General features: G+C 68.5%; 8 protein-coding genes. 6 read left to right on the top strand and 2 right to left on the bottom strand.

Features of this window, described 5'->3' with window-relative positions; genetic code table 11:
* The first annotated feature begins 96 nt into the window (after positions 1-96).
* The 3 genes from rpoB to PP359_RS06865 all read left to right on the top strand — a co-directional run bounded on the left by rpoB (position 97) and on the right by PP359_RS06865 (position 8311).
* Entirely contained in the window at positions 97-3597 is a 3501-nt protein-coding gene (rpoB, locus tag PP359_RS06875) for a DNA-directed RNA polymerase subunit beta (RefSeq protein ID WP_039413142.1), read from the top strand.
* Positions 3598-3641: 44 nt separating this feature from the next.
* Positions 3642-7517: a DNA-directed RNA polymerase subunit beta' gene (gene rpoC, locus PP359_RS06870; protein ID WP_036320759.1), complete on the top strand. Its 3876-nt coding sequence runs from the start codon at positions 3642-3644 to the stop codon at positions 7515-7517.
* 179 nt (positions 7518-7696) lie between these two features.
* A complete protein-coding gene (locus PP359_RS06865) occupies positions 7697-8311 on the top strand; it encodes a hypothetical protein (protein ID WP_499250166.1) in 615 nt (204 codons plus the stop codon).
* A gap of 6 nt (positions 8312-8317) precedes the next feature.
* Here PP359_RS06865 and PP359_RS06860 read toward each other — a convergent pair whose 3' ends face one another.
* Positions 8318-8935 (bottom strand): TetR/AcrR family transcriptional regulator, encoded by a 618-nt coding sequence (locus PP359_RS06860; protein WP_051039635.1) that lies wholly within the window; start codon positions 8933-8935, stop codon positions 8318-8320.
* A 146-nt stretch (positions 8936-9081) separates the two neighbouring features.
* On the opposite strand from PP359_RS06860, the gene PP359_RS06855 reads away from it, so the two are divergent.
* A complete protein-coding gene (locus PP359_RS06855; protein WP_499250165.1) occupies positions 9082-10164 on the top strand; it encodes a zinc-binding dehydrogenase in 1083 nt (360 codons plus the stop codon).
* 36 nt (positions 10165-10200) lie between these two features.
* Here the strand turns inward: PP359_RS06855 and PP359_RS06850 are convergent, their stop codons facing one another.
* Positions 10201-10854, bottom strand: a complete 654-nt coding sequence (locus tag PP359_RS06850) for a hypothetical protein (RefSeq protein WP_499250164.1) — start codon at positions 10852-10854, stop codon at positions 10201-10203.
* A 127-nt stretch (positions 10855-10981) separates the two neighbouring features.
* Between PP359_RS06850 and PP359_RS06845 the strand changes: the two genes are divergently transcribed.
* Both PP359_RS06845 and PP359_RS06840 read left to right on the top strand, forming a co-directional pair.
* A complete protein-coding gene (locus PP359_RS06845) occupies positions 10982-11950 on the top strand; it encodes a hypothetical protein (protein ID WP_499250163.1) in 969 nt (322 codons plus the stop codon).
* On the top strand, positions 11950-12435 hold the full coding sequence (locus PP359_RS06840) for a DUF6121 family protein (protein WP_036320747.1): 486 nt from the start codon (positions 11950-11952) through the stop codon (positions 12433-12435). Before PP359_RS06845 ends, PP359_RS06840 begins: the two co-directional genes overlap by 1 nt.
* Positions 12436-12443: the final 8 nt, after the last annotated feature.

Genomic DNA, 12443 nt, shown 5'->3' with positions numbered 1-12443 from the left:
CCCGGATCATGGGGGCGCTCGCGCAGGAGTGGAACGGAGCACTCCACCTGACGACAAGGAAACCAGCCCCTGCCCGGGCTCATGGAGGTAATCCCCTTGGCTGCTGCGCGCAACGCAACCAATTCCACCACCACCCCCAAGAACGGCCGCGGCGCTTCGCGCCTGTCGTTCGCCAAGATCTCCGACACGCTGACGGTCCCCGACCTTCTCGCGCTGCAGACGGAGTCCTTCGACTGGCTCGTCGGCAACGACGCCTGGAAGGCCCGTGTCGCAGAGGCGAAGGCCGCCGGTCGCACCGATGTGCCCGAGACCAGCGGCCTCGAGGAGATCTTCGAGGAGATCTCGCCCATCGAGGACCTCGGCGAGACGATGCAGCTGAGCTTCACGAACCCCTACCTCGAGCCGGAGAAGTACTCGATCGAGGAGTGCAAGGAGCGCGGCAAGACCTACGCCGCCCCGCTGTACGTCGAGGCCGAGTTCATGAACCACCTCACGGGTGAGATCAAGACGCAGACGGTCTTCATGGGCGACTTCCCCCTGCAGACCGGCAAGGGCACGTTCATCATCAACGGCACCGAGCGCGTCGTCGTCTCGCAGCTGGTGCGCAGCCCTGGTGTCTACTTCGACAAGACGCCCGACAAGACCAGCGACAAGGACATCGTCTCGGCCCGCGTCATCCCCAGCCGCGGCGCCTGGCTCGAGTTCGAGATCGACAAGCGCGACCAGGTCGGCGTGCGCATCGACCGCAAGCGCAAGCAGTCCGTCACCGTGTTTCTGAAGGCGCTCGGTCTGTCCAGCGAGGACATCCTCGCCGAGTTCGCCGGCTACGAGTCGATCGCCGACACGCTGAGCAAGGACACGATCCTCACCAAGGAGGACGCGCTCCGCGACATCTACCGCAAGCTCCGTCCGGGCGAGCAGGTCGCCGCCGAGGCCGCCCGCGCGCTGCTGGACAACTTCTACTTCAACCCGAAGCGCTACGACCTCGCGAAGGTCGGCCGGTACAAGATCAACCAGAAGCTGGGCCTCGACAAGCCGCTGAGCGACTCGGTGCTCACCGTCGACGACATCGTGGCCACGATCAAGTACCTGGTCGCCCTGCACAACGGCGACGCGACCATCCCGGGCGTGCGAGCAGGCCAGCCCGCGGAGATCCGCCTGGACGTCGACGACATCGACAACTTCGGCAACCGCCGCATCCGCGCCGTCGGCGAGCTCATCCAGAACCAGGTCCGCACCGGTCTGTCGCGCATGGAGCGCGTCGTCCGTGAGCGCATGACCACGCAGGACATCGAGGCGATCACGCCGCAGACCCTGATCAACGTCCGTCCCGTCGTGGCGGCGATCAAGGAGTTCTTCGGCACGTCGCAGCTGTCGCAGTTCATGGACCAGAACAACCCGCTCGCGGGCCTGACCCACAAGCGCCGCCTGTCGGCCCTGGGCCCCGGCGGTCTGTCGCGTGAGCGCGCGGGCGTCGAGGTCCGCGACGTCCACCCGTCGCACTACGGCCGCATGTGCCCGATCGAGACGCCGGAAGGCCCGAACATCGGTCTGATCGGCTCGCTCGCCTCCTTCGCCCGCATCAACGCGTTCGGCTTCATCGAGACGCCGTACCGCCGCGTGGTCGACGGCAAGGTCACCGACGAGATCGACTACCTCACGGCATCCGAGGAGAACGACTACATCGTCGCTCAGGCCGGTGTCGAGCTGACCGCCGACGGCAAGTTCGCCAACGAGCGCGTGCTCGCCCGCCGCGGCCAGGGCGGCGAGGTCGACCTGTTCCACGCCGACGAGATCGGCTACATGGACGTCTCGCCGCGCCAGATGGTGTCGGTCGGCACCTCCCTCATCCCGTTCCTCGAGCACGACGACGCCAACCGCGCCCTCATGGGTGCGAACATGCAGCGTCAGGCCGTGCCGCTGCTGCGCAGCGACTCGCCGTTCGTCGGAACCGGCATGGAGGGCTACGCCGCCATCGACGCCGGTGACGTCATCACCGCCGACAAGGCCGGTGTCGTCATGGAGGTCTCCGCCGACGTCGTCACCGTGCAGCTGGACGAAGGCGGCACGAAGGACTACTTCCTGCGCAAGTTCGACCGCTCCAACCAGGGCAACTCCTACAACCAGCGCGTCATCGTCTCGGCGGGCGACCGGGTCGAGGTCGGCGAGGTCATCGCCGACGGCCCCGCCACCGAGAACGGCGAGCTGGCGATCGGAAAGAACCTGCTCGTCGCGTTCATGACGTGGGAGGGCCACAACTTCGAGGACGCCATCATCCTCAGCCAGGACCTCGTCAAGAACGACACCCTCTCCTCGATCCACATCGAGGAGTACGAGGTGGATGCCCGCGACACGAAGCTCGGCAAGGAGGAGATCACCCGCGACCTCCCCAACGTCAGCCCCGACCTGCTGAAGGACCTCGACGAGCGCGGCATCGTCCGCATCGGCGCCGAGGTGCGCCCCGGCGACATCCTCGTCGGCAAGGTCACGCCCAAGGGTGAGACCGAGCTGAGCGCCGAGGAGCGCCTGCTGCGCGCGATCTTCAACGAGAAGAGCCGCGAAGTCCGTGACACCTCGCTGAAGGTGCCCCACGGCGAGCAGGGCACGATCATCGCCGTCAAGGAGTTCAACGCCGAGGACGGCGACGACGAGCTCGGCTCGGGCGTCAACCGCCGCGTCGTGGTCTACATCGCCCAGAAGCGCAAGATCACCGAGGGTGACAAGCTCGCCGGCCGCCACGGCAACAAGGGCGTCATCGCGAAGATCCTCCCCGTCGAGGACATGCCGTTCCTCGCGGACGGCACGCCGGTCGACGTCGTGCTCAACCCGCTCGGCATCCCGGGTCGAATGAACTTCGGCCAGGTGCTGGAGACCCACCTCGGGTGGATCGCCAAGCAGGGCTGGAAGGTCGAGGGCACCCCGGAGTGGGCCGTGCACCTGCCGGAGGAGGCCCGCGAGGCCGCTCCCGGCACGAAGGTCGCGACTCCGGTGTTCGACGGTGCGCACGAGGCGGAGATCGCAGGTCTGCTCGACTCGACGCTGCCCAACCGCGACGGCGAGCGTCTCATCGACAGCTCGGGCAAGACGACGCTGTTCGACGGTCGCTCCGGCGAGCCGTTCCCGGCGCCCATCTCGGTCGGCTACATGTACATCCTGAAGCTGCACCACCTCGTGGACGACAAGATCCACGCGCGTTCGACCGGCCCCTACTCGATGATCACCCAGCAGCCGCTCGGTGGTAAGGCGCAGTTCGGCGGCCAGCGCTTCGGTGAGATGGAGGTGTGGGCCCTCGAGGCCTACGGTGCCGCGTACGCGCTCCAGGAGCTCCTGACGATCAAGTCCGACGACATCGTCGGCCGCGTGAAGGTCTACGAGGCCATCGTCAAGGGCGAGAACATCCAGGAGCCCGGCATCCCCGAGTCGTTCAAGGTGCTCATGAAGGAGATGCAGTCGCTCTGCCTGAACGTCGAGGTGCTCTCGGCCGATGGCACGCCCGTCAACCTCCGAGACACGGATGACGAGGCCTTCCGCGCAGCGGAGGAGCTCGGCATCAACATCTCCAGCCGCTTCGAGTCCTCGTCGATCGACGAGATCTGACCCGCGGCCTGATTTCGAAACTTTTCTGAGACACAGGAGAACCAGTGCTCGAGTCCACCACTTTCGATCAGCTTCGTATCGGCCTGGCCACCGCTGACGACATCCGTCGTTGGTCGTTCGGCGAGGTCAAGAAGCCCGAGACCATCAACTACCGCACGCTCAAGCCCGAGAAGGACGGTCTGTTCGGCGAGCAGATCTTCGGCCCCTCGCGCGACTGGGAGTGCGCCTGCGGCAAGTACAAGCGCGTCCGCTTCAAGGGCATCGTCTGCGAGCGCTGCGGCGTCGAGGTCACCAAGAGCTCGGTGCGCCGTGAGCGCATGGGCCACATCGAGCTCGCCGCCCCCGTCACCCACATCTGGTACTTCAAGGGCGTGCCCTCGCGCCTCGGCTACCTGCTCGACATGGCGCCGAAGGACCTCGAGAAGGTCATCTACTTCGCCGCGTACATGGTGATCTCGGTCGACGAGGACGCCCGCCACCGCGACATGCCGACCCACGAGGCGAACCTGCGCCTGGAGATCAAGAACCTCGGCGACCGCCGCGACGCCCGTGTGGCGGCGCGTCTGGCCAAGCTGGAGGAGGAGCTCGCGGCCCTCGAGGCCGAGGGTGCCAAGGCCGACCAGAAGAAGAAGGTCAAGGACGCCGCCGAGAAGGAGATGGCGTCCATCCGCAAGAACGCGGACGACCAGGTCGCCAAGCTCGAGCGCATGTGGGACGAGTTCCGCGGTCTCGAGGTCGGTCAGCTCAAGCAGGAGGACGACGTCTTCCACGAGCTGCAGGACCGCTTCGGTCAGTACTTCGAGGCCTACATGGGCGCGGAGTCGATCCAGCGTCGTCTGCAGGCCTTCGACCTGGCCGCCGAGGCCGAGTCGCTGCACCTGCAGATCTCCGAGGGCAAGGGCCAGCGCAAGATCCGCGCGATCAAGCGCCTCAAGGTCGTCAACTCGTTCCTGCAGACGGGCATGAGCCCGGCATCCATGGTCCTCGACGTCGTCCCGGTGATCCCGCCGGAGCTGCGCCCGATGGTCCAGCTCGACGGTGGCCGTTTCGCCACCAGCGACCTGAACGACCTCTACCGTCGCGTGATCAACCGCAACAACCGTCTTCGTCGCCTGATCGACCTCGGCGCCCCCGAGATCATCGTCAACAACGAGAAGCGGATGCTGCAGGAGGCCGTCGACGCGCTGTTCGACAACGGTCGCCGCGGTCGTCCCGTCACCGGTACCGGCAACCGTGCTCTGAAGTCGCTGTCCGACATGCTCAAGGGCAAGCAGGGCCGCTTCCGTCAGAACCTGCTCGGTAAGCGCGTGGACTACTCGGGCCGTTCGGTCATCATCGTCGGACCGCAGCTCAAGCTCCACCAGTGCGGTCTGCCCAAGCAGATGGCCCTCGAGCTGTTCAAGCCGTTCGTGATCAAGCGCCTGATCGACCTCGGTCACTCGCAGAACATCAAGGCCGCCAAGCGCGCCGTCGAGCGCACCCGTCCCGAGGTCTGGGACGTGCTCGAGGAGATCATCCGCGAGCGTCCGGTGCTGCTCAACCGCGCCCCCACGCTGCACCGCCTCGGCATCCAGGCCTTCGAGCCTCAGCTCGTCGAGGGCAAGGCCATCCAGCTGCACCCGCTCGTGTGCGCGGCGTTCAACGCCGACTTCGACGGTGACCAGATGGCCGTGCACCTGCCGCTGTCGGTCGAGGCTCAGGCCGAGGCCCGCGTGCTCATGCTCGCGTCGAACAACATCCTCAAGCCCTCCGACGGCCGTCCGGTCACCCTGCCTTCGCAGGACATGATCATCGGCCTGCACCACCTGACCACGGTCATCGAGGGCGCCAAGGGCGAGGGCCGGGTGTTCGGCTCGGTCGGCGAGGCCATCCTGGCCAAGGACGAGGGGACCCTCGACCTGCAGGCGAAGGTGCGCATCCGCATCCCCGGTCTGACCTTCCTCGAGGGCGAAGCGCCCGAGGGCTACGAGCGCCACGGTCTCGTGGACGCCTCGCTCGGCCAGGCGATCTTCAACGACACGCTCCCTAAGGGCTACCCGTTCGTTCGCGAGCAGGCCGACAAGGGCAAGCTGTCGCAGATCGTCAACAAGCTGGCCGAGGAGTACCCCAAGGTCGAGGTCGCGGCGTCGCTGGACCGCATCAAGGATGCCGGCTTCTACTGGGCCACGCGTTCGGGTGTCACGGTCGCGCTCAGCGACATCCTGACCCCGCCGAACAAGGGCGAGATCATCGCCAAGTACGAGAAGCAGGCGCAGAAGGTCCAGGGCCAGTTCGAGAAGGGTCTCGTGACCGACGCCGAGCGTCGTCAGGAGCAGATCAAGATCTGGACCGAGGCCACCGACGAGGTGCAGGCCGCGATGAAGGCCAACTTCCCGGCCGACAACACCATCAACCGCATGGTGAGCTCGGGCGCCCGTGGTAACTGGCTGCAGATCCGTAACATCGCCGGTATCCGAGGCCTGGTCAACAACACCAAGGGTGAGATCATGCCCCGCCCGATCATCTCCTCGTACCGCGAGGGGCTGTCGGTCGCGGAGTACTTCACCGCGACGCACGGTGCCCGTAAGGGTCTGGCCGACACGGCTCTGCGTACCGCAGACTCGGGTTACCTGACGCGCCGCCTCGTGGACGTCTCGCAGGACGTCATCATCCGTGAGGACGACTGCGGCACCTCCAAGGGCCTCGAGTTCACGATCGCCGCTCCCGGTGCCGACGGCACCCTCGTGCGCGACGCGAACGTGGAGAACTCCGTGTTCGCCCGCACGCTCGCGGCCGAGGTGGTCGCACCGTCCGGCGAGATCGTCGCCGAGGCCGGAGACGACGTGGGTGACGTGCTCATCGACAAGCTCGTGGCCGCCGGTGTCGAGACCATCAAGGTGCGCTCCGTGCTCACGTGTGACTCGGCCGTCGGTGTCTGCGCAAAGTGCTACGGCCGTTCGCTCGCGACCGGCAAGCTGGTCGACATCGGTGAGGCCGTCGGCATCATCGCCGCCCAGTCGATCGGTGAGCCCGGCACGCAGCTGACGATGCGTACCTTCCACACCGGTGGTTCCGCGTCGGCCGACGACATCACGCAGGGTCTGCCCCGCGTGCAGGAGCTGTTCGAGGCGCGTACCCCCAAGGGTGCGTCCCCGATCGCCGAAGCCGACGGTGTCATCAAGATCGACGAGACCGACAAGGCCAAGAAGGTCATCCTGACGCCCGACAACGGCGACGAGCCGCACGTCTACCCCGTCCTGAAGCGCGCGACGCTCCTGGTCGAGGACGGCCAGCGCGTCACGGTCGGCCAGCCGATCCTGGTGGGCACGCTCGACCCCAAGGAGGTCATGCGCGTCATGGGCGCCCGTGAGGTGCAGAAGTACCTCGTCAACGGCGTGCAGGGCGTCTACCGCTCGCAGGGTGTGCCGATCCACGACAAGCACATCGAGGTCATCGTGCGCCAGATGCTGCGGAAGGTCACCGTGGTCGACCACGCCGACACGACGCTGCTTCCGGGTGAGCTGGTCGACTTCAAGCGCTACCAGCAGATCAACCGCGAGGCCGTCGCCGAGGGCAAGCGCCCGGCGTCGGGTCGTCCGGAGCTGATGGGTATCACGAAGGCGTCGCTCGCGACGGAGTCGTGGCTGTCGGCGGCATCGTTCCAGGAGACCACCCGCGTCCTGACGCAGGCGGCCATGGAGGGTAAGAGCGACCCGCTCGTCGGCCTCAAGGAGAACGTCATCATCGGAAAGCTCATCCCCGCCGGCACCGGCCTTGCGAAGTACCGCAACGTCGTGGTCGAGGCGACGGAGGAGGCCAAGAGCGAGCGGTACCCCAACCGCATCTTCGCCTCGGACGGCGCGTACAGCGACGCCGACCTGAGCTACGTCGACTTCGACAGCTTCTCGACGGACGACTTCACGCCCGGCACCTACAACTGATCGAGGCCAAAGGGCCCCGGGGACACGCGTCCCCGGGGCCCTTTCCCATTCCCGCGGGCCGCTACGTTCCGCGCGAGCCGCCATGATCTGGCGCGCCGGAACATGGCGGCTCGGGCAGATCTTGGCGGCTCGCGGGAGGGCGCGGCGGGTGCGTGGGGGCGCGGAGATAGCCTGAGCGCATGGCTCGGGTCGGAGGAAGAAACGCGGCGTTCGCGTGGGTCGTCGGTGTCGCGTGTGCGGCGACCGTCGGCGTGCTGGCGTTCCTCGCGATTCCGATGATCCCGGCATCCGTGTCGTGGCTCGGCGACGCGGTCGGACGCCCGTCGACCTCGACACCGGCCGCGGACGCGACGGGCGAGGCGGGGCAGGGTGGGGGCGCGGCGCCGACCCGCTGCGCCGATCTGTACGACGCGGCTCTCGACGCGACGCTGACCTTCGCCCCCGGGGCGGCCGGGCTGACCGCCTCCGCCGACGCTCCCATGACCACCGCGACGCAGCTGGTCGACGCCCTGCGGCCGCAGGTCGTGTTCACCTGTGCATGGCGCGCCGACGCCGGCACCGTCACCACGACGCTCGCGAACGTCCCCGCGGATGCCGGGCCCATCGCCGCGGCGGCGCTGCCGGCGGCCGGGTTCACGTGCTCCTCGCAGGCCGAGCGCACGCGGTGTACCCGCACCGACGGCGAACTCACGGAGACGATCGAGGCCGGTGGGGGCCGGTGGCTGTCGACGAGCGAGACGGGCTGGCACCCGACGGACTACGTCACCCGCATCGCCAAGCGCGTCTGGGGCTGAGCGCGACTATCGCGAGGTCTGCGGCCTCGCGAGCCAGGTCGGCAGCAGGTCCACCATGAGTCGCACGATGCGCTCGTCGTCGACGTCGCCGTGAACCACGATGTCGACGAGGAGCGCGACGAGGCCGCCGGCGATGAAACTGCTGGCCGTGCGTATCGTCGCGTCGTCGTCGGCGGGGCGTTCCGCGCGCACCGCGTCGCGCACCGACGTCGCGAGCGCGGCGAACACATGTTCGCGCAGCCGGAGTGTCGAGGGGCCGGCCAGGACGTAGAGGAAGAACTCGCGTTTCTCGCGGAGCGCGGCCAACAGGTCACGCGTCGCCAGCTCTGCGATGACGTCGCCGGGAAGCTCGTGTTCGTGGCGGCGACGGGCGTCACGGGGGCCCAGCTCCGCGAAGACCTCGTCGACCACGAGCTCGGCGACGTCGTCGACCGATCCGAAGTGCGCATAGAACGTCGAGCGGCCGACGCCGCCCCGCGTGCAGATCGCGGCGACCGACACGCTCTCACCGCTGCGAAGCAACTCTCCGAGCGCCTGCACGATGCGGCCGCGCGTGCGCGCTGGGCGCGGATCCTTGGAAGCCTTCGGCGTCGAGCGGGGGGTGTGCGATTCGAGCGCAGCCACCGCCCCATCATGACAGATGAGTTTCGAGACAGATGTTCAGAATCGCGAGTAGTCTGACGGAGTCCGCACTGACGCGGACGACCTACCGCGACGCTGATGTCACGGGTGACGGGCCGCGGGGCTGCGGCAGAAGAAGGAGAACAGAGATGAAGGCATCGGTCGTGCGCGAGTTCGGCGGAGGATTCCACACAGAAGAGGTGGCGATCGCCGAGCCACGAGGTCGCGAGGTACTGGTCCAGGTCAAGGCCTCGGGGCTGTGCCATAGCGATGAACTCGCGGCCAACACCCCGCTCGGCTACGAAGTGCCGATGGTCCTCGGGCACGAGGTATCCGGCGTCGTCACAGCGGTGGGCCCCGACGTCGTCGACCTCGCGGTGGGTGACCACGTCGTCGCCTGCCTGGTCCAGTACTGCGGATCGTGCGCGAAATGCCTCATCGGACGCGTTCATCTCTGCGAGCACCCGGAGTTCACGGTGCGCGCCGGGCGTCTGGCCGATGCGGACGGCAAAGAGCTCGCGCAAGGCATGGGACTCGGGGGCTTTGCGGAGTTCGCACTCATCCACGAGAACCAGCTCGCCAAGATTCCGGATGCCGTTCCGTTTCCGCAGGCGGCGCTGCTCGGCTGCGGGGTTGTGACGGGGGCCGGCGCGGTGATGAACACCGCCGACGTCCAACCCGGTGAGACCGTCGCGATCATCGGCACCGGCGGGGTCGGCACCAACGCCATCAGCGGCGCAGTGATCGCCGGAGCAGGTCGTATCATCGCCATCGATGTCGCCGACGACAAGCTCGACAATGCGCGGCATTTCGGCGCGACCGACGTCATCAACTCCCGCGAGGTCGACGCCGTCGCCGCGGTCAAGGAGCTCACCGGCGGTCTCGGGGCGGACTACGTCTTCGACTTCGTGGGGATTCCCGCAGTGACGCAGTCGGGGCTCTCGATGCTGGCGCCCGGTGGCGGGCTCTACCTCATCGGAATTCTCGACCCGGCCAACCATATCGACGTGTCCGCGCTCCAGCTGCTCGGCGCACGTAACCGGGTCGAGGGCGTCTACATGGGCTCGACAAATCCGAAGCGTGACATCCCGATGATCGCCGAACTCTATCTGCAGGGCCGGTACAAGCTCGACGAGCTCGTGTCGAGGGAGATCTCGATCGACGAGGTGCAGCAGGGCTACGAGTCTCTTCGTGACCCGAAGATCAACCGCGTCGTCGTGACCTCGTTCTGACGTCTCGGAAAGGCCCCAGACCCGGCCCGTCCGCCGCTATCGCGTCGCGGACGGGCTGGGTGTCGGCGCCGGCGTTCTCGGCACCGACCCGGCGGGCGGCCAGAGCGCGTCGATGATGGCGTCGGTGTAGCCGGCGGGGGCGAGATTCGAGTACTGGGTGTCGACGATGACACCGTCGCGGTAGAAGAGGGTGCGCCCCTCCTGCACCGGGAGGGTCGCGGACTGCCAGGTCTTCTCGCAGCGGATGCCGCCGTGCGGCTCGTAGCACGTGTAGCCGTCGTTGCCGAGGGCGTAGAGCGCGTCGCGGGCCGGCTGGTCGGGGGCGTACCCGATGAGGGTCACCAGTCGGGTGCCGACCGCGCCCGGCTCGCCCCAGACGCACACGCGCGTGCTGTCGCTGCGGATGCCGCCGCCCATCCCCTCGGCGTTCAGCGGCACACCGTCGAGCTCCTGCAGGACGCTCGCCGTCAGGATGTCGCGGCACCCCTGCGGCAGGTTCGAGGGCAGCGGCGTCGTCGAGGTGGCCGGGCCCATCGGGAACGGCGCGAGCGTCATCACCGGTGTCGGCGCCGCAGACGACGCCCCCGACATCGCGCTCGTCGTGTCACCGTCGGGAGTGCCGGCGCAGGCGCTCAGCGCGAGAACCGCGAGCAGGCTGATGCCGAGGGCGGCGAGTCGGCGTGAGGTCATGGCCTCACGATAAGCGGCGCGCGCGGCACGGGCGTCGAGACACGTCGGCATGGCTCCCCGTCGGCGCGCCGGCCCGGCGTTACGCTCGCTGTGCGGCGGCACACGTCCCGCGTGAGGAGCACACGCCATGAGCGACCCCAAGTACGGCGAACCGATCGAGGAGCACCCTCCGGTCGAGACCACGTCGGTCGACGAGGCCGTCGCGAGTGCCCATGCGGGGCTCGCCGACGCCGAAGCCGCCTCTCGCGAGGCCGCCGTCGATGCGCCCTCGACGGCGGATGCCGAGGCCGCCGACGCTGTCCACACGTCCGCGTCGGCCGCGTCCGAGCAGGCGCCGCAGCCCGTGGTCGCCGAGCCGGCCCGCGCGGAGTCGACGCCCGCCACGCACACGGAACCGGTCTACGGATCCTCCTTCGCCGACGATCCGGTCGACGAGACGTACGTTCCGGGCGCCTATTCGTCTTCTGCGGAGACCGTCGTCGTCGCGGAGCCGGTCGTGCCGGTCGTCCCGGCCGCGGCCCCCGCCCCGCAGCCGATCTTCGTGCAGGCTCCCGAGCCGCCGCGTCTGCGCGGCAACCGCGGCGCCGCGGGCGCGATCGGCCTGCTGGCGACGCTGGCCTTCAGCATCCTGTACCTGGGCGCCGCGCTCGGCCTGCAGGCCATCCGGGGCGAGGTGACGGGTGCCAACGTGGGCACCGCCGCGCTGGCTGCGGTGCAGTCGTGGTGGCTGTGGGTGCCGGTCGTCGTCTTCTTCATCGGCTTCTGGCTGCTCGGCGCCATCATCAACCGCGGACGCTGGGGACACTGGGTCATCTTCGGCCTGCTCGTCGGCGTCGTCGCCTACGCGGGTCACCTCCTCGGCCAGCTCTTCCAGGCGCCGTTCTGGACGCTCACCGCGCGGCAGGGTGCCGACCTCGTTCAGGGGCAGCTGCTCGCCCCGCTCGCGATCGTGGCCTTCGTGCTCGGCCGTGAGCTCACGATCTGGTTCGGCGCGTGGGTGGCGGCACGCGGCAAGCGCGTCACCGAGCTGAACGACGAGGCGCAGCGCGAGTACGAGCGCACGCTCGAGGCGGGCCCGAGGCTGCACCAGAGCTGATGACCGATCCGCGCGGACGCGGTGGCGCAGGCGGACTCGCTCCGCCGGTGGCCACCGCGTTCGCCGTTGCGGGATTCTTCGCCCTGGTCATCGCGGGATTCGGCATGCTCAGCCTGTTCACGGGGGCGGAGGTGCTGGCGGTCTCCGGGCTCGGGCAGCTTCCCGGCATCGTCGGGGGCGCATTCGCCGTCGGCGCGTTCGGGGTGTCGACGTGGTTCGCCCTGCGAGCCGAGCGCACACGCTACGGCAGTGCGCTGATCGTGACGGTCGCGACGTTCCTCGCCTACCTCGTCGGTGTACCGGTCGGCGGCGTGCTCTCGGGAGTGGACGCCGCGCGCGTCGTGGCCGCGGCGGGTGGCTTCGCGACCTCGTGGTTCGCCGTCGTGCTGGCCGCCGCAGCTCTGGTGGCGGGATGGGCCGCGATCGCGCTCGTGCGGACCGCCGCCGAGCGGCCGCGCTGGCCGTGGGAGCGCGACGAGGACTGAGCCGTGCG

The sequence above is a fragment of the Sphingomonas sp. BLCC-B65 genome, assembly GCF_028550675.1.
Taxonomy (GTDB): Bacteria; Actinomycetota; Actinomycetes; order Actinomycetales; family Microbacteriaceae; genus Microbacterium.
The sequence above is the reverse complement of the archived record's forward strand: the minus strand, read 5'-3'. Positions and strand labels throughout refer to the sequence as shown.